Source organism: Pseudomonadota bacterium, from assembly GCA_039028155.1.
Classification (GTDB): domain Bacteria; phylum Pseudomonadota; class Alphaproteobacteria; order SP197; family SP197; genus JANQGO01.
On sequence record JBCCIS010000005.1, the window covers coordinates 95,488 to 119,044 of the forward strand.

At 62.9% G+C, this 23,557-nt stretch carries 22 protein-coding genes; 11 read left to right on the top strand and 11 right to left on the bottom strand.

The genetic code is table 11. The annotated features are described in order from the left end of the window. The first annotated feature begins 2 nt into the window (after positions 1–2). The 4 genes from AAF563_04240 to larB are packed head-to-tail and all read left to right on the top strand — an operon-like array spanning position 3 to position 4,009. On the top strand, positions 3–1,265 hold the full coding sequence (locus tag AAF563_04240; protein ID MEM7120462.1) for a lactate racemase domain-containing protein: 1,263 nt from the start codon (positions 3–5) through the stop codon (positions 1,263–1,265). 30 nt (positions 1,266–1,295) lie between these two features. Next, entirely contained in the window at positions 1,296–2,507 is a 1,212-nt protein-coding gene (locus AAF563_04245; GenBank protein ID MEM7120463.1) for a LarC family nickel insertion protein, read from the top strand. Further along, positions 2,500–3,345 (top strand): adenine nucleotide alpha hydrolase, encoded by an 846-nt coding sequence (locus AAF563_04250; protein MEM7120464.1) that lies wholly within the window; start codon positions 2,500–2,502, stop codon positions 3,343–3,345. The genes AAF563_04245 and AAF563_04250 overlap by 8 nt, the downstream gene beginning before the upstream one ends. Beyond that, entirely contained in the window at positions 3,338–4,009 is a 672-nt protein-coding gene (gene larB / locus AAF563_04255) for a nickel pincer cofactor biosynthesis protein LarB (protein ID MEM7120465.1), read from the top strand. The genes AAF563_04250 and larB overlap by 8 nt, the downstream gene beginning before the upstream one ends. Positions 4,010–4,015: 6 nt before the next feature. Here larB and speB read toward each other — a convergent pair whose 3' ends face one another. The 7 genes from speB to AAF563_04290 form a co-directional block, all read right to left on the bottom strand. Beyond that, positions 4,016–4,981, bottom strand: coding sequence for an agmatinase (gene speB, locus AAF563_04260; protein MEM7120466.1), 966 nt, complete (start codon positions 4,979–4,981; stop codon positions 4,016–4,018). 112 nt (positions 4,982–5,093) lie between these two features. Next, complete coding sequence (locus AAF563_04265) at positions 5,094–7,442, bottom strand: xanthine dehydrogenase family protein molybdopterin-binding subunit (protein MEM7120467.1); 2,349 nt, start codon at positions 7,440–7,442, stop codon at positions 5,094–5,096. Between the two features lie 11 nt (positions 7,443–7,453). Continuing rightward, on the bottom strand, positions 7,454–7,945 hold the full coding sequence (locus AAF563_04270; GenBank protein ID MEM7120468.1) for a (2Fe-2S)-binding protein: 492 nt from the start codon (positions 7,943–7,945) through the stop codon (positions 7,454–7,456). Then, the gene (locus AAF563_04275) at positions 7,942–8,829 is read right to left on the bottom strand and encodes a xanthine dehydrogenase family protein subunit M (GenBank protein ID MEM7120469.1); all 888 of its coding nucleotides are present in this window, start codon (positions 8,827–8,829) and stop codon (positions 7,942–7,944) included. Before AAF563_04275 ends, AAF563_04270 begins: the two co-directional genes overlap by 4 nt. A gap of 88 nt (positions 8,830–8,917) precedes the next feature. Beyond that, a complete protein-coding gene (locus AAF563_04280; GenBank protein ID MEM7120470.1) occupies positions 8,918–10,069 on the bottom strand; it encodes an ABC transporter substrate-binding protein in 1,152 nt (383 codons plus the stop codon). 68 nt (positions 10,070–10,137) lie between these two features. Then, positions 10,138–10,947 (bottom strand): ABC transporter ATP-binding protein, encoded by an 810-nt coding sequence (locus AAF563_04285; protein ID MEM7120471.1) that lies wholly within the window; start codon positions 10,945–10,947, stop codon positions 10,138–10,140. A 3-nt stretch (positions 10,948–10,950) separates the two neighbouring features. Beyond that, complete coding sequence (locus AAF563_04290) at positions 10,951–11,739, bottom strand: ABC transporter permease (GenBank protein MEM7120472.1); 789 nt, start codon at positions 11,737–11,739, stop codon at positions 10,951–10,953. A gap of 464 nt (positions 11,740–12,203) precedes the next feature. Here AAF563_04290 and AAF563_04295 point away from each other — a divergent pair, with 464 nt between their 5' ends. Continuing rightward, positions 12,204–13,133 carry a LysR family transcriptional regulator gene (locus AAF563_04295; protein ID MEM7120473.1) on the top strand — a complete coding sequence of 310 codons (930 nt, stop codon included), beginning with the start codon at positions 12,204–12,206 and terminating at the stop codon, positions 13,131–13,133. An 88-nt stretch (positions 13,134–13,221) separates the two neighbouring features. Further along, entirely contained in the window at positions 13,222–14,046 is an 825-nt protein-coding gene (locus AAF563_04300; protein ID MEM7120474.1) for an alpha/beta hydrolase, read from the top strand. Positions 14,047–14,058: 12 nt separating this feature from the next. Here AAF563_04300 and AAF563_04305 read toward each other — a convergent pair whose 3' ends face one another. Next, positions 14,059–14,961: a polysaccharide deacetylase gene (locus tag AAF563_04305; protein ID MEM7120475.1), complete on the bottom strand. Its 903-nt coding sequence runs from the start codon at positions 14,959–14,961 to the stop codon at positions 14,059–14,061. Between the two features lie 166 nt (positions 14,962–15,127). Continuing rightward, positions 15,128–16,012 carry a hypothetical protein gene (locus AAF563_04310; protein MEM7120476.1) on the bottom strand — a complete coding sequence of 295 codons (885 nt, stop codon included), beginning with the start codon at positions 16,010–16,012 and terminating at the stop codon, positions 15,128–15,130. A 377-nt stretch (positions 16,013–16,389) separates the two neighbouring features. On the opposite strand from AAF563_04310, the gene AAF563_04315 reads away from it, so the two are divergent. From AAF563_04315 to AAF563_04330, 4 genes are all read left to right on the top strand, one after another. Continuing rightward, entirely contained in the window at positions 16,390–18,027 is a 1,638-nt protein-coding gene (locus AAF563_04315) for an ABC transporter substrate-binding protein (protein MEM7120477.1), read from the top strand. After that, positions 18,024–19,031: an ABC transporter permease gene (locus tag AAF563_04320; GenBank protein MEM7120478.1), complete on the top strand. Its 1,008-nt coding sequence runs from the start codon at positions 18,024–18,026 to the stop codon at positions 19,029–19,031. Before AAF563_04315 ends, AAF563_04320 begins: the two co-directional genes overlap by 4 nt. After that, complete coding sequence (locus AAF563_04325) at positions 19,028–19,948, top strand: ABC transporter permease (GenBank protein MEM7120479.1); 921 nt, start codon at positions 19,028–19,030, stop codon at positions 19,946–19,948. The genes AAF563_04320 and AAF563_04325 overlap by 4 nt, the downstream gene beginning before the upstream one ends. Positions 19,949–20,082: 134 nt before the next feature. Further along, positions 20,083–21,165: an agmatine deiminase family protein gene (locus AAF563_04330; GenBank protein MEM7120480.1), complete on the top strand. Its 1,083-nt coding sequence runs from the start codon at positions 20,083–20,085 to the stop codon at positions 21,163–21,165. A 17-nt stretch (positions 21,166–21,182) separates the two neighbouring features. Here AAF563_04330 and AAF563_04335 read toward each other — a convergent pair whose 3' ends face one another. Then, positions 21,183–21,752, bottom strand: coding sequence for a TetR/AcrR family transcriptional regulator (locus AAF563_04335; GenBank protein MEM7120481.1), 570 nt, complete (start codon positions 21,750–21,752; stop codon positions 21,183–21,185). Positions 21,753–21,917: 165 nt separating this feature from the next. On the opposite strand from AAF563_04335, the gene AAF563_04340 reads away from it, so the two are divergent. After that, positions 21,918–22,277, top strand: a complete 360-nt coding sequence (locus tag AAF563_04340; GenBank protein MEM7120482.1) for a hypothetical protein — start codon at positions 21,918–21,920, stop codon at positions 22,275–22,277. Positions 22,278–22,293: 16 nt separating this feature from the next. On the opposite strand, the gene AAF563_04345 is transcribed toward AAF563_04340, so the two are convergent. Continuing rightward, positions 22,294–23,505 (bottom strand): CoA transferase, encoded by a 1,212-nt coding sequence (locus tag AAF563_04345; GenBank protein ID MEM7120483.1) that lies wholly within the window; start codon positions 23,503–23,505, stop codon positions 22,294–22,296. Positions 23,506–23,557 lie beyond the last annotated feature (52 nt).

Sequence of the window (23,557 nt, forward strand, 5' to 3'; positions counted from 1 at the left end):
CCATGCTGCCCACGGTCGTGCGTGTTCGCCAAGCCATCAAAGCCGACCCGCTCGGTGATATCGACGCTGCCGTCAGCGGGGGCGTTGCCAAGCTCGATCTTGCATCGCGCACGAAACCCGGCGACACGGTCGCGGTCGGCTGCAGCAGCCGCGGGATCGCCAATTACGGGCAGGTCGTCGCCAGCACGGTGATCGCGCTTAAAGAAGCCGGCCTCAAACCCTTTCTGTTCCCGGCCATGGGCAGCCACGGCGCGGCGACGGCCGAAGGTCAGCGTCAGGTCCTGATTGGACAGGGGATCGAGCCGGGCGCGCTGGATGTCACCATCGAGTCGTCGCTGGACTTTGACCAGATCGCCGACCTCGACGACCTCGGTATTCCCGTCCTGATCGACCGCCATGCCAACGGCGCCGACCACATCGTCCTGATCAACCGCGTGAAGTCGCACACGGAGTTCACCCACAGCTTCGAAAGCGGCCTGATGAAGATGATGGCGATTGGTATGGGCAAGGAAGAGGGCGCCACCCTCTATCACAAGGCCTTCATGGTGCATGGTTATGCGCCGGTCATCCGCGCCATCGCCGACACCATCCTCGACAGCGGCAAGATTCTGTTCGGTGTCGGCATCGTCGAGGACGGGCGTGCGCAGACCGCCGCGATCGACGTGTTGGCGGCCGACGAGCTGGTCGCCGGCGAGGAGGCGCTGTTGCGCCAGTCCAAGGCGTTCGAGCCGCGCCTGCCACTCGACGACATCGACGTGCTGCTGATCGACGAGATGGGCAAGGATATCTCCGGCTCCGGTTTCGATACCAAGGTGGTCGGGCGCATCAATATGCCGCTGGTGACGGAGGACCCGGAAACGCCGCGCATCAAACGTATCGTCGTCTGCGATCTGACTGCGGCCTCGGCCGGTAACGCGGATGGCGTCGGCAGCGCCGACTTCATCACCAAACGCCTCTACGACAAGATCGATATCAAGGCGCTCTACGTGAACGCTATTGCCGGCTCCGAACCGGAGCACGCGCGCATTCCCATGGTCATGGAAACGGCGCGTGAAGCGACGGCAGCGGCGGCCGGGTCGGTCGGCCTAGTCGCTACCGACGACCTCAGGCTGGTGCGCATCCGCAACACCTTGCGTCTGGAGGAGATCGACGTGTCGACGGCGTGCCTGACGGACCTCGCCGGTAAGCCCGATGTCACGGTGATGGGTGAGCCGGGCGCGCTCGATTTCGGCGCCGATGATGAACTCCTGCCATTTGATGGTTAAGCTCGTGCGGTACCTGTTCGGCAACACCGCATGACCACAGCGCGCCATATTCATCTCGACCTGCTCGGTGGTATCGCCGGCGACATGTTTGCCGCTGCAATGTTGGATGCGGTGCCGTCATTGCGCCCGGGACTGGCAAAGGCGCTGGACATTGATGGGCTGACATCGCTCGCCCGGTTGACGTGGAAGACATCGACAAGCGCCGGCATCGCAGGCCTTCAGGTTTCTGTCGTGCCAACCCGGCCGGCGGCCGAACAGCATCACCGGTCCTACCGCGACATTATGGGGATTCTGGCCGGTCTGCCGCTGGATCACGCGGTTCGCGCCCGGGCAGAAGCGGTCTTCACGCTGCTGGCCGATGCCGAGGCCGGGATCCACGGCGTCGATCGCGCGAGCGTGGTGTTTCACGAGGTCGGCGCGGTCGATTCGATCTTCGACATCATCGCCGGCGCCTGGCTGATTGAAGCGGTCGGGGATGCGGCGTGGTCATGCTCGCCGATCCCACTGGGCAGCGGCCGGGTCAAGACCGATCACGGTCCCCTTCCGGTGCCCGCGCCGGCCACCGCCCTCCTGCTTGAAGGTATGCCGACCTTCACCGATGGCCTTGCTGGCGAGCGCGTCACCCCGACAGGCGCTGCGCTGCTGCGCAGCCTGGATCCGTCCTTTGAGCCACCGGAACAGGTGATGACACTCGCCGCGACCGGGCACGGCCTGGGCAGTCGGTCATTGGACGGTATGGCCAACCTGCTGCGCGTCGTCGTCTTCGACGAGATCAGCGTCTGCGGACACGACAACATCCTCGTCTGCACGTTCGAGGTCGATGATCAAACGCCGGAGGACTTGGCGCTTGCCCTCGACCGGATGCGATCCCTGGCCGGCGTTATCGATGTGCTGCAAGTGCCCGCCATCGGCAAGCGGGGGCGGATGTGCACCCACATCCAGGTATTGGCCACGCCGGGGCGACTGGAGCCGGTCGTCGAGACGATCTTTCGGGAGACGACGACGCTTGGTCTGCGCTGGCAGCGTGTTGCCCGGCGCACGCTGGCGCGCGAGACGGTCCGGATAGGCGACGGTGATGCGACGGTTGACGTCAAGCTCGCGAACCGTCCCGGCGGCACGACGACCGCGAAGGCGGAGATGGCCGATCTGGCCGACGTGTCGGGTGGCCACGACGGACGCCGCGTCGCACGCGCCCGTGCTGAAGCGGCGGCCCGTGACCGCGGAGAGGCCGGCGATGGCTGAGACCCAGGCCGGATTGCTGGCGCTTATCGCCTTGCCCAAGGGCGCTGCGCTGGTGAACGTGCTGACCGGCATCGGCGACAAGGCGATCGCGGTCAGCGGTGGCGTCGACAGCATGACCCTTGCCGTCGTCGCCCATCGGGCCGACCCGGAACGAACGACGGTCTGCCACGCGGTGTCGCCGGCGGTGCCGCCGGAGGCGACGGATCGCGTGCGCCAATACGCTGTCCGCGAAGGCTGGAAGCTCGTCGTGATCGATGCAGGCGAGTTCGACGACCAGCGTTATCTCGCCAACCCACTTGACCGGTGCTTCTACTGCAAGACCGATCTTTATGGTGCCATCGCCACGCGGCGGGCGGGTACGCTGATGTCGGGGACCAATCTGGACGACCTCGGGGATTTCCGGCCCGGTCTCAAGGCGGCGGCCGCGCACGGGGTGGTGCACCCATTTGTCGAGGCGGGCTTTGCCAAGGTCGATGTCCGCGCAGCGGCGGCGGCGCTCGGCCTCGATGACATCAAGGCGCTGCCGGCCATGCCATGCCTGGCGAGCCGTATCGAGACCGGCATCGCCGTCTCGCCCGACCTGGTGCGCGGCGTGCACGCTGCCGAGAGACTGGTTGGTGCCGCGGTGACCGCTGATACGGTGCGCTGTCGGGTCGCCCATGACGGCATTCGCATTGAACTCGACGATGACGCGCTCGCACGGTTGAGCACGTCGCGCCGCACCATGCTTTCCAACAAGGTACGAAATGTTTTCAGCGCGACGGACGCAGCCGATACCGTGACCTTTGCCGCCTACAGGCGAGGCAGCGCGTTCCTCGGCAAGCCGGGCGATGACTGAGACGTCTGCATTCCGGTTCGACCGCGATCGCGAAGCGCGGATCGGCTTTGGTGAGGCGGTGTTCTGCGAAAGCAAATCGGCCGACCAGATCGCCGCGATCCTGCATGAGGTCGGTGAGGACACGCCGATTCTGCTGACCAGACTTGATTCTGATAAAGCCGATGCGTTGCCGGCTGTGCTGCGGCAGCGCCTGGATGTCGACGAATTGTCGCGGACGGCCTATCTGCGAGTCCGACACCCGCTGCGTGATACCGCGCGCGTCGCTGTCCTGAGCGGGGGAACGTCAGACCTGCCGGTCGCGCAGGAGGCGGTGAGAACCCTGGCGTTTCACGGCGAGTCCAGCCAGACCCACCACGATGTCGGTGTCGCGGGCCTGTGGCGTTTGGAGGCGTGTCTGGACGACATCCGCGCCATGCCGGTGGTGATCGTTACCGCCGGGATGGAAGGCGCCTTGGTCAGCGTCGTCGCCGGCCTGGTGCCCGGTGTCGTCATCGCGCTGCCGACCTCGGTCGGCTACGGCGCGGCGGAGGGCGGGCGGACGGCGATGTTCGCCGCACTGACGTCATGCGCGCCGGGCATCACCGTCGTCAACATCGACAACGGCTATGGCGCAGCCTGCGCCGCGCTGCGCCATCTCAACATGCTGGATCGCGCTCAAAGCTGACGGCGATCAGGCGCTCATGCCTTTTTCGTGGAAGATGAAGCCCAGCACATTCATCAGAAACTGGGCGGCCAGGAAGGCGGTCGATCCGGTGTGATCGTAGTCGGGCGCGACCTCGACGAAGTCGATGCCGACAATGTCGCCTTTCTTCACCAGCCCTTGGAAGATCTCCAAGACTTCGTAGTAGAGGAACCCGCCATGGCTCGGCGTGCCCGTCCCCGGCGCGATCGAGGGATCGAAGCCGTCGACGTCGATGGTCGCGTAGTAGCGCACGCCGTCGGGGATGCGGTCGAGCACCCCTTGCGTTCCCAGCCGTCGGACATCGCGGACTGACAGAATGTCGGAGCCCGCCTTGCGCGCGGCCGCGTAGTCGTCGCGGTTTGACGATGAGACATTGCGGATGCCGAGTTGGCTGAAACCGGTGACATGCTCCATTTCGGATGCTCGCCGCAATGGATTGCCGTGGCCGTAGCGCACGCCGTGTCGCTCGTCGACAAAGTCCAGGTGGGCGTCGATTTGGATGATGTGCACGGGCTCCTGATCGGAGAAGGCGCGAATGCAGGGAGCATGCACGGAGTGATCGCCGCCCAGCACGACCGGCAGCGCGCCGGCGTCCAGGATCGCCCGGACGCCCAGTTCGATGTTGTCGTGACTCTTGATCGTGTCGGTATGAATCATGTCGGCATCGCCGATATCGACCATGCGCACCTGGTCGACCGGCATGTAGCTGATGTCGTCTTCGAAGTCGTACGCGCCGCCATGACCGAACGAGAACAGCGTCGAGGCTTCGCGGATGGCGCGCGGGCCGAAGCGGGCGCCGGCGCGGTACTGGGTACCCATATCGAACGGCGCGCCGAGCACGGCGACATGGGCGTCTATTGCCGACCAGTCCAGGCACGGCGGCTGCTTGCCGAAGGTACAGTGGCCGACAAATGGCAGATTCAGGCGTCCGGTTTCATACGTGTTCGAGGTCACGAACACCTCCCTTTTGTTGTGTCATGGTTGCCGCGCAGCGCGCGTGGGCGAGGAGGACACGTTTAGTGGCAACACCCCGCCCAGATCAAGCGTCTACGACGAAAGCCCGGGTTCAAACGCCGCCCAGCGCGCGCACGACACGCTCCGGCGTCATGGGCAGATCGACCCAGACACCGGTCGCGTTATAGACCGCCTGGGCCACGGCCGCGATCGAGGCGGCGATCGGCGATTCGCCCGCACCACGCGCGCCGAACGGTCCGACGGGGTCATAGGATTCGCTGAACATGACCTTGGCCTGGTGTGGGAAATCGGCCGCGCGCAGCAGCTTGTAGTCCAAGAGATTGGCGTTCTTTATGGCACCGGTCTCTTCGTCGAACACCAAGTGTTCATAGATGGCGAAGCCGGCGCCGCAGATAGCGCCGCCGATGACCTGGTTCTTCAGGACTTGGGGGTTGACCACGGTCCCGCTGTCCTGAGCCGCCAGAAAGTCCAAAAGTTTGATCTGGCCGGTTTCGATATCGACCTCGACCTCGACGAACTGGGCGGCGAACTGACGCGCGAACGTGGTCGCGGGCGGCATCGGCACCGATGGACGTCCGGTGATCGACGAGGTCTGGCCCAGCGTATCGGATCGGATCTCGTGCAGGACCTGGGTGATGGGAAAGCGCCGGTTGGAATCGGGCTGTCCTTTGGGATGGACCACGCCGTCGGTGATGTCGAGTTCGGCGGGGTCGGCGCCGTCGAACAGCTCGCGCGCGGCGATCTCCAGAAGCTGGCGGCGCGCATCCATGGTTGCCGCGCGGGTCGCCCAGCCGACCCGGTACATGGTGTTGCTGGCGAGCGAACCGTGGCTCCAGGGACAGGAATCGGTGTCGCCGGTCTCTATCTCGACCATATCGAGCGAGACGCCCATGGCCTCGGCGGCGACCTGTGATTGGGTGGTTTCACTGCCTTGTCCCTGGCGGCCAACGCTGCAATGCACCTTCAGGCTACCGTCGGGGTTGATGCGCACGACCGCCGAAGTGCTGCCCTCGAACTCGACGCCGCAAACATGGGCGCCGGTGCCGACACCGACCGCGCGGCGCAGGGGGCCGTCAACCGTATGCGGCTTGCCCCAGCCCTTCCATCGCTCCTTCCAGCCGAACGCGTCGGCACCCATGGTCAGGATGTCCTCGGTCGAGCCGCTGGAGAGGTGGAACAGCTCCGGCCAGTCCTCCTTCAGGTCCTCGCGAATGCCGTCGATGTACTCTTTGATGTTGCCCTTCATGTTGTGCTTGCTGTGCTGCATGCGCAGCTCTTCGCCGGGCTTGATCTGGTTTTTGATGCGAAAATCGACGGGATCCATGCCGACCTTCTCGGCCAGCTGGTCGGCGACCCGCTCGACGCTGGCGCCAAGCGTACAGTCACCGACGCCGCGCATGCAGCCGGCGGTCAGAAGGTTCGTGTTGATGCCGTGAACGGCATAGTGGCCGTGTCGGGCGCGGCCCCACATGTCGACGCAGAAGAAGCCGACGTCGTCCTTGAAGCCATAGCCGCCGTTGTCGATGAGATGGTCGAACTGAGCCAGCGTGATCTGGCCGTCCTTGGTGCAGCCCATACGACCGCGCGTGCGTTCCAGGTGGCGACGCTTGACCGTCGCCATGCACTCCTCATTGGTCAGCTCGATCTTCACCGCCCGGCGGGCCTTCTTGGCCAGCAGCACAGTGATGATCATGAAATTGTTGCTCCACCACTGGCCGAAGGAACTGCCGCACGGAAGCGCCATGACGCGGATCTTGCTGAGCGGAATGCCGAGCGCTTCGTGCACGCCGTCACGCAATTCCGACGGCGTCTGTGACGACGTCCACAAGGTCACCTTGTCGCCCATCCATTCAGCGATGGCCGCGTTGCGACCAAGCGGCGCGTATTGCTGGCTCTCGTAGAAGATGTCGCAGTCGACGGTGACCTCGGCGTCCTTTTCGCCTTCCGCCACATCGCCCCACTCGACGATGTAGGGGTCGCGTTCATTGCCCTCGTCGCGGATCTGCGGCGCGTCCATCTTTCGCGCTTCTTCCATGTCGAAGACGTGGGGCAGGACTTCGTATTCAACCTCGATCAGGCGCACCGCCTGTTCGGCAATTTCCTCGCTTACCGCGGCGACCGCCGCCATGTCGTCGCCGACAAAGCGGCCTATGCCATCAAGCACCTTGCCGCGGTAGTTGAACCAGGCGGCTTCCCAGTCCAGGCCCGGTGTGTCCAGGTGGGTCAGGACGCCATAGACGCCGGCCAACGCCTCGGCCTTGCTGGTATCGATGCGGGTAATGCGCGCGTGCGGGTGCGGGCAGCGCAGGATCTTGCCATAGGCCATGTTCTGGACCTTAAGATCGACCGCGTATTTGAGCGCGCCCGTCACCTTTTCGCTGGCATCCTTGACGTGAACGCCCTTGCCGACGACGGAGAAGTTTCTGTCTTCGTATCCCATCTCAGTTCCTCCTAGTCCGCGGCGCGACGATCGGCGCCGTCACGGGCGCGCAACTTTTCTGCCGCATTCATGACCGCGTCGACGATATAGGGGTAGGCGCCGCAGCGGCAGATGTTGCCGCTCATGGCAAACGCCGTTTCCTCACGTGTTGGGTTCGGGTTCTCGGCCAAGAACGCCTTGGCGCTCATAACGAAGCCAGGCGTGCAAAAGGCGCACTGAAAACCCTGTTGCTCGACGAATGCCTGCTGGATCGGGTGCAGATCGTCGGAGGTGCCCAATCCTTCGATTGTCTGAAGTTCATGCTGTTCACCCTGGTCGACCAGCATCATGCACGAGGTCACCGGTTCGCCGTCGACCAGGACCGTGCACGAGCCGCACTCGCCCTCGGAACAGGACACCCGAACACCAATCAGGCCGAGTTCGTTGCGCAGGACGTCGGCAAGCGTGCGGTTCGGCGCGACATCCAGGGTATGGGTCTGGCCGTTGACCTTGAGCGTTGTCATGTGACCGTCCCTCCAAGTTTGGTGATTGCGTCGTTAAGGGCGCGCTTGACCATCACCTTGATCATGGCGCGGCGATAGTCAGCGCTGGCACGGACGTCGGAAATTGGTCTGGCATCGGCTGCGGCCAACTCGCCCGCCTTGACCAGCAAGCCGCCGTCGATGCCGTTGAGGTCAGCGCCGATCAGCACCGCTTCCGCCGCGGACGATCGAATGATGACGGGCGCCACGGCGCCAAGCGCGATCCGCGTGCCGGCAACGCGCGAGGCCGCATCGACCGACACCGAGACTGACGCGTTGACCAGGGCGATATCGACAACCGTGCGATCGATACGCCGATAGGACGCCCCAACACGGTGGTCTGACGGTAGGGGAATGTCGATCTCCGACAACAGGTCGCCGTTCGAGACGACCGTGTGGTTCACGCCTTCGAAGAAATCTTCCATGGCGATGCGGCGCTCGCCATCGGGACGCAGGATAACGGCTTCGGCGTCCAGGGCGACAAAGGCCGGCGACAGGTCGGCCGCTGGCGACGCGTTGCACAGGTTGCCGCCGACGGTTGCGATGGACCGGGTCTGCGGTGTGCACATCAGCTTGGTGATGTCGCTTAGCGTCTTGAGGTGCGCGTGGCGGTCGGCCGAACGTTCCAGCGCCGCCAGCGTCGCCATGGCACCGATACGAATGCGGTCGTCGGCGACGTCCATGAACCGGAGCTCATCGAGGTAGGTGAGGTCGATGCAATGATCAAGCGACACCTCCTCGCGTTGCCACATAAGGGTCATATCCGTGCCGCCCGCCCAGAAGCGCGCGCCGTCGCCAAGGTTGGCCCGCATGGCGACGGCCTCTTGCGGCGAGGTCGGGCGTGAATAGTCAAACTGTGATCGCATATCGGTTCTCCAACTTTGCCTCTGGCGTGAGACGGAGAAAAAAGGTGCGGACAAGAGCTGGGTCTCTTGCCCGCACAGGGTCATCAACTCATGGACCGACGCGGCCGATCCACTTGTTGGAACCGTACTCCTGGTCGTATCCCTCGGCGTTCAGCCATTCGATGATGCTGTTGTCGATACCATCGGCGGCCGAGACACGTTCGTCCATGACACCGGCTTCGGAGTAGACATCGGCGAACAGTTCCCAGGTATCGGCGAGATAGCCGGCCTCGCAGTCGGCCTTGTCGCCGACCATCTGGCCCCAGCCGCTGGCAGCGGCCGGCGGTTCCGGCGCGCCCTCGGGAATGCTCGCGCAAAGCGGCTCACCGCCTTCAAGGCCGACGGCGCCCATGTTCTGGTTGATGTTCAGCATCACCGCGCCGTACTGGGTCAGGCTCACGTCCTCGACCGGCCAGTCGAGGCCGGCGGCGACGATCTCGTTGCCTTCGTCCGGGTTTTCCTTCCACCAGTTGACCGCTTCGAACCACGCTCGGATGACCTCGCGTGCGGTGTCGGGATTGGCGTCCAGCCATTCCTGATTGCACGCGATCGAATCGGAGATCAGACCGCGTTCCCAGGTCTTGTCGGTGAAGCTGGACTTCAACATGTGGGAGTCCTCGCGCTCCAAGGACTGGGTCGAAAAGGGTATCCACGTGACGTCGACATCCAGCGCACCGCTGGCGAACGCCGCCGTCGATTCCTGCGGCAGCATGATGGTGTGGTTGACCTCATCGAACGGAATACCCGCCCGTTTCAGGGTCAGCAGCATCCACATGTGGTTCAAGAAACCGTAATCGGCGGCGAAGGTGCGGCCGCGCAGATCCGCTTCGGTCTGAATGTCGTTGGAAACGACCATCTGGTCGAGGCCATAGGACATCAGCGGCACCGCGACATGCTTGACCGGCACGGCTGACGATGCGGTGACGACCGTGTTGTCCATGGTCGTCATGATGCACTGGATGGAATTGTTCGAGAGGCCGGCGTTACGCGCGGTCGTGTCCTCGATGATCTTGACGTCGACATTGATGCCGTCGGCCAGACCCTTCTCCTTGACGATGAACCAGGGTCCATAGACCGAGACGGAGATGATGGAGACGGTGAAGTCCTCCTCGGCGTGAGGTGACGCCGTGGGGATCGTGCTGCCTGCAAGGGCAAGGCAAAACACAAGCGCTGCGGTTGGCAGCGAAAGCAATGTTCTCATGGGTCCTCCTCCTTGTGGTCGTTCTTTGTTGTTGGCCGGCACGCAAAGACGTTGCCGGCGCATGCCCGTCACTGGGCCTGGATTTCTTCGCGCATCCAGGCGAACAACTGACGTTCGGTCTCGATGTAGCCAGGCTCCGCCAGAAGCTCTTCCTTCTTGGCGAAGCGCCGTCCGTTCTTGAACTCCAGCAGGATGTCCTGCTTGATCCGGCCGGGGTTGCGGGTGAAGAAGACGATGCGGTCGGCCAGGTAGATCGCCTCTTGGATGTCGTGCGTCACCGCGATGACGGTCTTCTTTTCCGCCTCGATGATCTCGATCATCATCTCCTGCATTTCCCAGCGCACCTGGGCGTCGAGAGCACCAAACGGTTCGTCCATCAGCAGGACCGTGGGGTTTTGCGCCAGCGTGCGGGCGATCGCCACGCGCTGTTTCATGCCGCCGGAGAGTTCGCTGGGATAGGACTTGGCGGCGTGGCTCAGATGCACCTCTTCAAGGAGTTGCGTGGCCTTGGCTTCGCGCTCTTTTTTCGGCATGCCCAGGATCTTCATGCCGTATTCGATGTTGCCGAGCGCGGTGAGCCAGGGGAACGACGTATAGGCCTGGAACACCATGCCGCGATCGGGACCGGGCCCGACGATCGGCTTGTCGTAGACGGTGATCGTGCCTTCGGTCGGCAATTCGAGGCCCGCGATCATGCGCAGCATGGTTGTCTTGCCGCAGCCCGACGGTCCGATGAAGGCGGTCACCTGGCCCTCCGGCAGATCGAGCGTGATGTCGTCGACCGCCGTGAAGCTGCCGCCCAAATAGCGCCGGGTGACGCCGGCGGCGCGAATGGCGATGTTGTCCGACGTCTGGGTCATGGTTGCCGTTTGCGCCATCGCTCAACCCCGCCGCTTGCGGTTCCAGGGGAACAGATAATGGGCGGCGATGCGGAAGCTGATATCCGTCAGCACGCCCAGAATGCCGATGGTCAAGATGCCCGCCATGATGATATCGACTTTCAAGAATCGTCCCGCGCGCATCATCACCGCGCCAATGCCGTCCTGGGCAGCGACGATCTCGGCAATGACCAGATAGGTCCAGCTCACCGCGATCATGTTGCGCATGGAATCGACGATTGCCGGCGACGCCGCGCGGACCACGACGCCCATGACGATCTGACGCCGCGTCGCGCCCATGGTCAGCGCCGCTTCAACCAGGGCTTTCTCGATCGCCTCGGTGTTGTCGAGTATCAGCGCGACCAGGAAGAAGATGACACCCAGGAACAGCAACGCGAGTTTTTGCGTGTCGGTCGGGCCAAACCAGACCAGCAGCAGCGGGATGAACGAAGCCGCCGGCAGATAGCGCGCGCCGGAGAAGATCGGATTGATCAGCGCGCGCATGTTCGAGAAGCAGCCCATAAAGACGCCCAGCGGCACGGCGATGAGGCAGGCCGCGAAGAAACTGGCGAAGACGCGCGCGACCGAGATGCCAACATCGGACATGTAGTCTTTCTCAGTGACCAGCATGACGAGCGTTGAGATGACGTGCTGCGGTGACGGCAAAAACCGCCGACTTTCTTCCGGCGTCAGGTAATGGCCGGCTTCCCACAGCAGAAAAAACGCGACGCCGCCGGTCAGACCGTAGATCGCCGTCTGACGCGAGTTGACCGGCGTCAGCAGCCGTAGCACCTGCCGGCGCCGCCCTCCCGCGACGTTGTTTTTGGGTTGTGTGTTGGTGGCGGATTCCGCCTTAGCGACCTTTGCCGCGTCGACCATCTGTCCCTTGCCCCTTTGCGCTCCGGCATCCTTCCTTTTTGTGGGATGCCTTGGCGTAAGACTGCACTGCCGATAAGGTCTATCGAATCGCTGAGTACGCACCTATTCATTGAACTAGAAGAATGTATGGGTTCGGTATCGGCACGGCAGCCAGTCCGCGCGTGACCATCGCTACCGTGGTCCAGAGCCGGGGTAACCCGAACGAAATGGTGCTCAGAGACTGCGTTGGGCCGGCAAGCGCCTTGACGGAAGCCGGCTTGTAGCGTTGGATCATTGTGACTGTATCAATGTAAAACGTATTTGCATTGATGGCATTAGGGCTAAAGCGGCGCGATCGTTCGTGTCATGCCGTTGCGACAAGCCGAAGGAGAGACGCCTTGACCATTCGCATCAGCGATGTCGATATCCGCCAGTTGCACGTGTTCTGCGCCGTCGTCGAGTGCCGCGGCTTCACCAGCGCCCAGTCGGTGCTGAACATCGGCCAATCGACCATCAGCAACCAGATGGCCCAGCTCGAAACCCGTCTGGGCGTCCGCCTGTGCGAGCGTGGCCGGACCGGATTCGAACTGACGCCCAAGGGGCGGCGGGTTTACGAGGAGACGCTCAAGCTGTTCCGGGCCCATGAAGATTTCCAGAACATCACCGCCGAGTTGAAAGGCCGCTTGAGCGGCTATCTGAACATCGCGCTGATCGACAACGTGGCGACCGATCCGGAATGCCCGATCGTGCGCGCCCTCAATCTCTTCAACAGCCGCGATCACGAGGTCAGCGTGCGCATGGAGATCATGCCGCCAGGCGACATCGAGCGCGCGGTGCTGGACCTGGATATCGACGTGGCGATCGGCACGTTTCATCATCGCGTGCCCGGCCTCGACTATCGCGACATCTATATCGAGGAAAACTCACTTCTTTGCGGGTACCAGAATCCGATCTTCTCGATGACCGACGACGCCGAGATTCACGAGGCCGTGCGCATGGCGCGCAAGGTGACGCGCTCCTACCTCGACAAGCACGACATCACGTCGCTGGGCGAAGACGAAGGGGCGCCGTCGGCGGTCGTGCAGCATCTGGAGGCCGCCGCCATCCTTATCCTGGGCGGCGGTCACATTGGCTTTCTGCCGCGTCATCTCGCCCAGTTGTGGATATCGCGCGACGAGATGAAGACAGTGCTGCCCCAGGAATACGTCTATAAATCCGTCTTCTCGATCGTGACGCGCAAGGCGCCGAGGAGATCGATGATCCTGAAGGCGTTCCTGGCGGATCTGACGGAAGCCTCGCAACTGGGCGACGAACTTCGCGTCGCGTAGCCGACACCACCAGGGTAGTCTTCCGTCCCCACGGTTGGCGTGATCCGATTGGTCGCCGGTTTCAGGTTTATTTAGGAGCAAACAACAGGTGTCTAGAGCCGGGCTGACAATCTACGATTTCGGTCGCACGACGTTTTATGCGTCACGGTTCGATCAGCGATTTGCGTACTGCCTCTATGTGCCGCGCGACTACGAAGAGAACGGCAGCAAGACCTATCATTTGGCCATTACCGTTCACGGAACAGGGCGCAACGCCACGGGCTATCGCGACAACCTGGCGGACTTCGCCGATGCCAGCGACTGCATCATCCTGGCGCCGCTTTTCCCCGCCGGCATTGTCAAACCCGGTGATCTGTCCGGTTACAAGCTGATCAGTTCTCACGGAATTCGTTACGACCACGTCCTCTTGTCGATGGTTGATGAGGTCGCGGAAAAGTACCGCGTCAAGGCCGACCGTTTTCTGCTTTATGGCTTTTCCGGGGGCGGGCACTTCACGCATCGATTCTTCACCCTCCATCCCGAACGCCTGCTGGCCGCGTCGATCGGTGCGCCGGGCGTCGTGACACTTCTGGATCAAACCCGCGACTGGTGGGTCGGCGTCAGAAACATCGAGGCGGTGTTCGGCAAAGCGTTGGACATCCAGCACATGCGCGAGGTCGCGGTTCAGATGGTGATCGGTGAAGAAGACACCGAGACCTGGGAGATCACCATCCGTCCCGGCAGTTCGTGGTGGATGGAGGATGCCAACATGGCGGGCGAGACCCGCATCGACCGCATCAACGCACTGCGCGAGAGCTACGAGGCCGAGGGCATCGCCGTCAGACTGGATACCGTGCCCGGTACCGCCCATGATCCCGACGCGGTAATGGGACCGGTGAGACGCTTCTTTGCGGAGGTCCTGCGAGGCCGCTAGAGCCTCTTCCCCTTACTGCGCGGCGGCTTCGACCGCGACCGGCCCATCATAATAGGGCAGACGGTCGATCCGCGGTGTGTGGCGGCCGGCCTCGATCTCGGCCCTTACGTGAGCGGCGATGTCCTCCATGCGCGCGAACCAGACACCGCCCTTGTCCTGCATGTAATTGATCAGGCCCTCGACCGCGCGAAGCCTGGCCAACCGGCCGGAGACGAAGGGATGCCATACCGCGATCCAAAGACCGCCATACTCCCAGGCGGCGTCAAACTCTTCGCGAAAGCCGGCGATGGCCTCGCTCGGCGACTTGATCGACATCATGTAGTCAATATCGATCATGTGCACATAAGGCGGCCAGTCATCGAGACCCCAATGGGTCGGAAGTTCGACGAGATCGCCTTGGTCCGACTGGATGAGATAGGGAATATCATCGCCCATCAACGAGGCGTCATACATGAAGCCTTCTTCCAGCAGAAGGTCGAGCGTGTGGTCGGAGAAGTTGTAGAGCGGCGCCCGAAAACCGCGAGGGCGTTGGCCCGTGTGGCGCTCGATGATCTCGATGCCGCGGCGCAGCCAGTGGCGTTCTTCCTCGCGCGACAGCTCGTTGGGATGTTCGTGGATGTAACCGTGATGGGCGACCTCGTGACCGTCCTTGACCATGGCAGCGACGGCATCGGGATAACGCTCGATACACCATGCGGGCACATAGAAGGTCTGCTTCATGTCGTGGCGGCGGTAGAGATCGAGAATGCGCGGGACAGCGATCGACGGTCCATAGCGCAACTGCGACAGCGCGGAGACCCGCCGGTGCGCGTCATTAGGGTGGGCAAGGTGCAGGATGCTGTCGGCATCCATGTCGAAGGTGAAAGCGACCGCGCATCGCGCGCCGTTCGGCCATGTAATGCCGTTCTCGATCATAGCGTTCTCTCCGTCGCCAGCGCCGCTGCGGTCGCGCCACCGTGCTGAGGCACGTACCCGCGCGCCAATTTGGGGTAAATGACATTAGCCGATAGCTTGGGCAATGAAACGAAATCTTCATCGGTTGGAACGTGGGGCGTTCTCGCCGGCGGCGGATAAACGTCGATCAGAAGACTGGGTTTGTCGTCAGGTCGACCTGCACGCCCTCGCGCACAAAACTGAAGGTGCCCTCCTTGACGTAGACGGCGAAGCAGTCGTGATAAAGGCCAAGCGTGCCGGTCAGGCAGACACGGTTGTCGTCAAAGCGATACCAGCCGTACTCCACATCACCCAGTTGATCGGGACTATCGCCGCGCTTTGTGTAGACGGCATGGTTGTTAGAGAAAAACACCATCTGAAAGTTCGCCGCGCTGTCGGTGTCGGCAAGTTTTCCGGCATGGGCCATGCCGTCGATGGCGAGACGCAACTGCTCGTCAAGCAGGCGCGTCGCCGTGGGATCCAATTCCGCCGAGGGTGCCGAAGGCACAAACCACGACGTCACTTGGTTGTCTTCGTCGAGATAACTGTAGGTGTCGCCGGTGGCGTATACGTCCGAGCATTCGTAGTCGCCGTCGTACCGGGTGCAGATCTTGCCGTCCTCAAACTTCCATACGCCGGAATAGGACCACTGCTCTGGATTGTTCTCCGGTCCCATCTTGCCGCGAATGCCACCGCTGGCCAGATAGTTCTCCTTGTAATGCAGCCAGGCGTTCGACGTGTCGTCATAGAACTTGCCGGCATGCACCTGACCTTCGAACAGGGCCAGCAACTCGTCGCCCTCGACCAATTGGGCGTCGGCGCTAATCTCTGAGACGCTTGGGTCGCCGAACAACTCGACCAGCAGTCCCGGCCCGGCGAACCAGCCGAGGAAGTAGAGATAGATCAAGGCGGGCACCAGCATGGTGACGCCGACGGGCCAATTGTCGCGACGCACGATCCGGTAGATACCGGCCAACGCCACGACGACGCCGGCGGCAAAAAAGATCACGGCGATCACGATACCGAGCCACATGTCAGGCCTCTTTCCTCTCGACGTTCGCGTCGAAATCACCGAGAAAATGACAAGCGCTGCGGTGCTTGTCACGAACAGGTTTCAGGGCGCGATCCTCAACGCCGCAACGGGCGGAGTTGCCGATCCTCTCCTTGGGCCAGCAGCGCGCGAAAGCGGCAATCCGACAGCGACTTGATCGCACTGGGCAGGTCGCCTCCGGGCACGAAACGCCGTTGACCGCATGAACGACGCCGTTCTCCGCGCGGTAAGACATGCGCAGATCGTCAAGCCCCAGCCGGCTCATCGCACAGATTCGTCATCGCCATGCGCTTATCTTAGACATTTCTGCCCATAATGAGATACTTTTGTCTTCCTTAGGGCATTAAGGAACTCTGGCCATGATCCGACCGTCGCAGAAAAACCCCCCGTTCTCGCTGGATCGGCGCCAGTTGATGACCAGCGCCGCGGCGGCCGGCGTCGCCCTGATGCCGTGGCGCGCGACCCAGGCCAGTGTCGACCTGCCAGCCATCAGCGGCCGCGACCCCAGGACCCTGGTGATCGCGATCGACACGGAAGTGCCCAATCTCGATCCCGCGACGAATGTCGAGTGGGCCTATGGCCTGGCGCCGGTCTACGAGACCCTGATGCGTCTGAAGGGGACATCGCCGAGCGAGGTGGAGCCGGCCCTGGCGACCGCCGTGTGGCCGCACCAGAAGCGCGGCTACGAGTATCAGATCTGGGAGATGACACTTCGCGAGGGTGTCAACTTTCATGACGGCACCGCATGCAACGCCGAATCGGTCAAGCAGGCCATTCTGCGCACGGTCGATCACCCGTTCGGCTTGGGCATCGTCTGGTGGATGGAGAACGGTGCTGAGCAGATCACCGTGCTGGACGACTATCGGCTGCGTTTCGAGTTCACCTTTCAGCGGCCGTTCTTTCCGCTTGAGCTGGCCAGCCAGTACGGCTTTTGGATCCAAAGTCCGACAGCGGCCGAGATCATTCCACCGGCGGCGCGGCCGGTCGGCACGGGGCCGTACATCTTCGAGTCGCACGATCCCGGCCAGACCCTGACTTACAAGCGCAACAACGAGTACTGGCGCGGTTGGGATCATGGCGGCTTCGAGCGTGTCGTCACGCGGACCGTGCCGATTGCCAGCACGCGCCGTCAGCTCATCGAGCAGGGTGCCGCCGACATCATCTTTCCGGGGTCGGCCGACGACATCTACAGCTATCGCGAAGACCCGCGTTTCATCGTGACCGATGCGCCGACCATGGTCATCGATTACATCTGCCTGGGCTGCTACGGCCCGCTGGCCGATCCGCGTGCGCGCCAGGCAATGAACCATGCCTTCGACAAGAAGACCTATATCGAAGACGCGTTGCTTAACACGGCGCGGCCCGCGCACGGCGTCTTCCCAAGCGAGCTGGCAACGGCCAATCCGGATATCGAGGGGTTGCAGTTCGACCTGGGTAAGGCCAAGGAACTCTTCGATGCCGCCGGAGTCGAGGAAGGCACCGTCCTGACTTACGAGTTCTGGACCGGCGGCGGCAATATCGCCGGCGAGCTGTTGCAGATCTGGCTTGCGGAGATCGGCATCATTCTCGAGCTGAAAGAGGTGTCGCTGAGTGCATGGTTGGCCGATTTCTTCACCTCCGCGCCGCCGGAGCAGCGGCCCAACATGTACTATTCCTCATGGTGGCCGGGCTGGAACCACCCCGAGAACTACGCGTCCGGCTTGTTCTTCACGACAGAGCTGGTCGAAGGTGCTGGTAATGCGGGGCTCTACTCGAATGCCGAAGTCGACCAGCTGCTTTGGGACATGTTCCAACATCCGTTCGGTGAAAAGCTGACGGCGATGTCCCACCGGCTGCAGGACATTCTTGCGCGTGAAGATCCGCCTTGGGTGCCACTCAGCCACTTCGACACGAACCTCGTCGTGCGCAAGGATATCAAAGGCCTGGAGCTCAACCCCGTCTACTACGCCGCCTGGGACAACTACCGCGCCTACCGCGAAGGCTATAGCGAGGCGTGAGACGCTACATCCTTCGCAGGGTGACGTTCACCGTCATTCTGCTCTTCGGCATCTCCGTCCTGACGTTCTTCCTTGCGCGCGTCTTGCCAGGCGATCCCGGGCGCATGATTGCCGGCCAACGGGCAAGCGACGAAGCGGTCGAGAACATCCGCGAATTCTACGGTCTTAACGGCAACATCTTTGAACAGTACATCCACTACATGGGCAATCTGCTGCAGGGCGACCTGGGCGTCTCCATCGTCTCGCAGCGCGCCGTCGCTGACGACTTGGGGCGCCTGTTGCCGGCGACCTTGGAGCTGGTGCTCGCCTCGCTGATCATAGGCGCGATCATCGGTATCGCAGTCGGTCTGATATCGGCCATTCGCCGCGGCAAGGCGACGGATGTCGGCAGTCGGCTGTTTGCCAGCGGCTGCCTGTCGGTACCCGATTTCTGGCTCGGCATTCTGGCCCAGATCGTCTTTTTCTCGATGCTGGGCATTCTGCCCTTCGGCGACCGCTTGTCGCTCGGCGTGACGCCGCCACCCTCGGTGACCGGTCTCTACACAGTCGATGCGCTTATTGCGGGCCAGTTCGGTGTCTTCATCGACGCGCTCGCGCACTTGGTGATGCCGGCGGCAATCTTGATGCTGCCGCTTGTCGGTTTTCTGATTCGCTACGTCCGCATGGCCATGCTGAATGTGTTGTCCCAGGACTTCATCCGCACGGCGCGCGCGAAAGGTCTGTCGCCGAGCCGTATCTATGTGCACCATGCGCTGCGCAACGCGATGATCCCGGCGTTGACGATCACGGGACTCAGCCTTGCTTTCATGATGTCGGGCGCCGTCCTGGTCGAGTACGTGTTCGCTTGGCCGGGTATCGGCCGTTTCACCGCCGAGGCGATCGCCAGCTCCGACTACAACGCGATCATGGCCGTGACGATCCTGGCGGCGTCCGCCTATACCATGGTCAACCTGATCATCGACCTGCTTTACACCAAACTCGATCCCCGGATACGCCTGACATGAGCGACGGCGCGATAGCACGGCCTAAGCGCGGCGCCAGTGTGTTGTCGGGCGTCTGGCGTTTCATGAAGGGCTCGCCGCTTAACTTCGCGTCCGTGGTGATTATCGTCACCGCAATCCTGATCGCGGCTGTGGCCACGCTGGGACACCAGCTCGATATCCAGGTGACACCCTGGGATCCCTATGCGCCCAACCTGCAAAGCCGCATGGAAGCGCCGAGCTTGCTGCATCCCCTGGGCACCGATCATCTGGGCCGCGACACGTTTTCACGGGTTGTCGAGGGCAGCCGGGTCACCCTGCAAGTCGCGCTCCTGGTTCTGGCTGTCGCATCCCTGGTCGGGCTCACAGCCGGTGTCGTCGCCGGGTATTTTGGCGGTCTTGTCGATGAGATCCTGATGCGGCTGACCGACCTCTTCCTCGCCTTTCCCTTCATCATCCTGGCGGCGGCGATCTCGATCGCCTTGGGCGGCAACATCGCGACCACGACCATCGCGCTCGCTACCGTGTTCTGGCCCTGGTACGCCAGGCTGGCGCGTGGCGTGGTGATGGAGGCGCGTGAACTGGACTTCGTTAAGGCGGCCGAAGCGTTGGGCGCGACGCGGACGCGGATGATGGTGCGTACCTTGCTGCCGGTCGTGCTGCCCTACACCCTGGTTCAGATGACGCTGGATGCCGGTTTCGTCATGCTCTCGGCGGCCGGCCTCGCCTTCCTTGGCCTGGGCGCGGCGCCGCCGACGCCGGAATGGGGCACCATGATCTTCGATGCGCTGACCTATCAGCCGGACGCCTGGTGGCTGATCGCAGGGCCAGGCGGTGCGCTGGCCATCACCGCCCTTGGCTTCAATCTGATGGGCGATGGTTTGCGCGACTGGCTCGATCCCCGCTCCGGAGGTGCCGCTATGTCGGACACGGCAGGCTAGAGCAAAAGTCACGTGACTTGGTCATCGATGAGCCGGATCGATCAGATGGTTGAAAACGTTTCGCTGCCCATTCAGTGCGCGGTCAGATAGGACGGCAAGGCCTCCCATTGGCAGATCAACAGTGAGGTTCTGGCATGTTGACGTCCGTTGAAGATCGATCCGCCTTCGTCCCCGACTATGCGTCGGTTGGCGCGAACGTCGTCGCCGGGACGCCGCAAGGTAATGGTTTCCGCATGCCCGCCGAATGGACGCCGCACGAACGGACGGTGATGATCTTTCCGGCCCGGCATAACACGTACGAAGGAAATGGCCGCGACAACTGGTACGAAGCGGCATGCGACAACTGGTCGAAGGTCGCGCTGGCCGTTGCCGCCTTCGAGCCCGTCTTGATGATCGCCCACACCGGAGAGGCTGACATCGCACGGCATTGGTGCGGTGACGCCGTCGATATCGTCGAGATGCCGATGAACGATCCGTGGTCGCGCGACAACGGACCGAGCATTTTGTGCAATGATAAAGGCGAGCGCTGCGCCGCCGGCTACGTGTTTAACGGCTGGGGCGACGGACATGACGAATGCCCCGAGGACGGCTTGATCAAGGGGCGAATCGCCCACCATCTCGATCTGTCGATCTACCCCTCGCCGCTGGTGCTTGAAGGTGGCGCGATCACGGTCGATGGCGAAGGTACGCTGATCACGACCGAGCATTGCGTGATGAACCGTAACCGAAATCCGACGATGACCAAGGCCGAGGTCGAGGCTGAGATGGGCCGCCAGCTTGGCATCGAAAAGGTGATCTGGTTGCCGAACGGCCTGGTCCCCGACCCCATTACCGACGGTCACGTCGACGGGATCTGCGCCTTCATCGCGCCAGGCGCGGTGATGGTGCATACAATCGACGACAGGGACGATCCCAACCACGAGATCTGCAACGCCGCCCGGCGTGTACTGGAGTCAGCTACCGACGCCAAGGGCCGCGGGTTCGACATTGTCGAGATACCCTTGGCTGGCGAGGTCGCCCACATGAACTATTTCATCGCGAACGATGGCGTGGTTGTGCCGACCTGTGGCGACGCCAAGGCCGATGACCGCGCGCTTGGCATCATTCGCGAGGCCTTTCCCGGACGCAAGATTGTCGGGATCGAGGCGATCACGATCGCGGAAGGCGGAGGCGGCGTCCACTGCATCACCCAGCAGGTACCGCAAGCCGGCGCTTGATCGGAGGGGTGTTTCGGCTAGTCCGGCGCCGCCGGCCTGGCGCCCAGGCCGTTCATGAATGTCTCATAGGCCAACTGGGCGGCATCGCGTCGTGCGATACTGCCGTCGTGCACGGCGGACCAGGCGGCCCAGATAATGGCGTCGATCATGGTGATTGCCCAATCGGTGCTGACGTGCTGACCGAGGTGGCCGTCGGCTTGCAGACGTTCGACAACCGGTACCAACCAGACCAGTTGCGTCTCGTAGACTGCGGAAACTTCGGCGTCGTAGCCGGACATTTCCGAGCAGAGAAATTGATACTTGTCGCCCAGCGGTACGGTCGCCGCGAAAAGCTGGCGCAACGCGGTCGGGGGGTCCGCATCCATGTCGACCGTGTCGGCCACGGCAGCGTTAACCTCTTCGATACTGCGCAGGGCGAGGTCGCGAATAAGGTCCTCGCGTTTGGCGAAGTGGCGATGCAGCGTGGCGCGCCCGACACCGGCTTTGAGCGCGATCTCACCCAAGGACGCACCGGGGTTGTGGGCCAGTACATAGGTCGCCGCGTCCAAGATGCTGTCGCGAGACGACTTTCGTTGCAGGGCTTGCATAAGACACCCTTGTCTCATATTAGTCATTGATGTCAAGAGATCGATGGCGGTGATGATTAGTGTGAGAACCGCTCATCGATTGGGCGCGTAGAAGGGCTTGGCGCTTCGGATGGCCGGTTGCGGCATTGGAGAACGGTCTCGAGGATCTGCTAGGATAGTGAGGCAATGACGGACAAACAAAGTGCTCAAGAGCGGTTCGAGGCGCGCCGGCGGGAAGCCGAACGGCTTCGTGTCGCCGCGCGTTCGACGACGCCGAACGCCTACAAGCAGACCGAACGTCCGGCGATCCCCGACACCGCCGTGGTCGACACGAGCGTCAACGCCGGAGAATCCTATTCCTCGCTATTCGGTTCGTTCACGCGAAGTCGCTCCATCCGCGAGCACATCTCGACCGCTATGATGCTGGGCGCCCAGGGGTTGGCCTATATCGGGCTGGTCGCCGTGCTCAGTCTGGCCCAGTGCTCGTGGTGGTACGAGCCCGGCATGTACTCCGATCCCGATCGCATCGAGTCCGTCGGACGCTGAGGCACGCGCTATTGTTCTAGGCGACGCCGCCCGCCTCGCGTAACGCGGCAATCTCCTCGTCCGTCAGGCCTGCTTCCTTCAGCACCGTATCGGTATGTTCGCCCGCCCGCGGCGCGGGACCGGTCACGCCGCCCTGGGTCCGCGTCATGCGGATCGGCGTGTTGGCGATCCGCGCGGTACGGCTGGATCCCGCGTGGGGCACTTCGGCCAGCATATCGCGCGCCGCCAGGTGAGGGTCGTCGAATAGATCTTCGACGGTGTTGACCGGACCGAATGGCACACGCCCACCAATGGCCTCGGCAATCTCCGCCTTGGTCCGTGACTGCGTCCACGCGGTGACGAGGGCGACGATCTCGTCGCGCCGCGCCGTGCGCCCAGCGTTGTCGCGATAATGCGGGTCGTCTCCCAGTTCCGGCCGCCCCATGGCGCTGCTCAGGAGCTGCCAGAAATGATCGCGCGGGCAGCCGATGGCGACCCAACCGTCCTTGCACGGGAAGGTGCCGAAGGGCGCGAATAGAGGGTGGTGGTTGCCGTCGCGGCCCGATACCTCGCCACGATAGCTGTAGACCATGGCGGCGCGCTCACAGACGGCGAAGATACCGTCGACCATGGCGACGTCGAGGAACTGGCCTTCGCCGGTCTCGCGCGCGTGCAGCACGGCCGAGACGATGCCGAACGCGGTCATCATGGCGGGGATGGTGTCACCGACACCGGGGCCGATCTTGGTCGGCGCGCCGTCGGGCTCGCCGGTCACCTGCATGATGCCGCCCATGGCCTGGGCGACGATGTCGTAGGCCGGCCAGTCCTGATAGGGGCTCTCGCCCGTACGCGGGTCGCCGAACCCACGGATTGCGGCATAGACCAGCTTCGGGTTGATCGCCGCCAGGCTCTCGTAGCCGAGATCGAGACGATCCATGACGCCGGCACGAAAGTTCTCGATCACCACGTCGGCTGTTTCGACCAGGCGCCGAAACGCCGCTTTGCCGGCATCGCTCTTCAAATCGATGCGGATCGAGCGTTTGCCACGATTGATGCTCTTGAAGTAGCCGCCGTAAGCGCGCGTTTCGTCATCGTCGAAATGCGGTCCGAACACGCGCGTCGCCTCGCCACCCGGCGGTTCGATCTTGATCACATCCGCGCCTTGGTCGGCCAGCATCATGGTGCAGAACGGCCCCGCCATCATTTGGCTGAGGTCGAGCACACGCAGGCCGGCAAGTGCGCCGGTCACGAGGACCTTCCAAGCAGGCGGCAAACGGCGGGTAGACTGATTGTCATGAGAC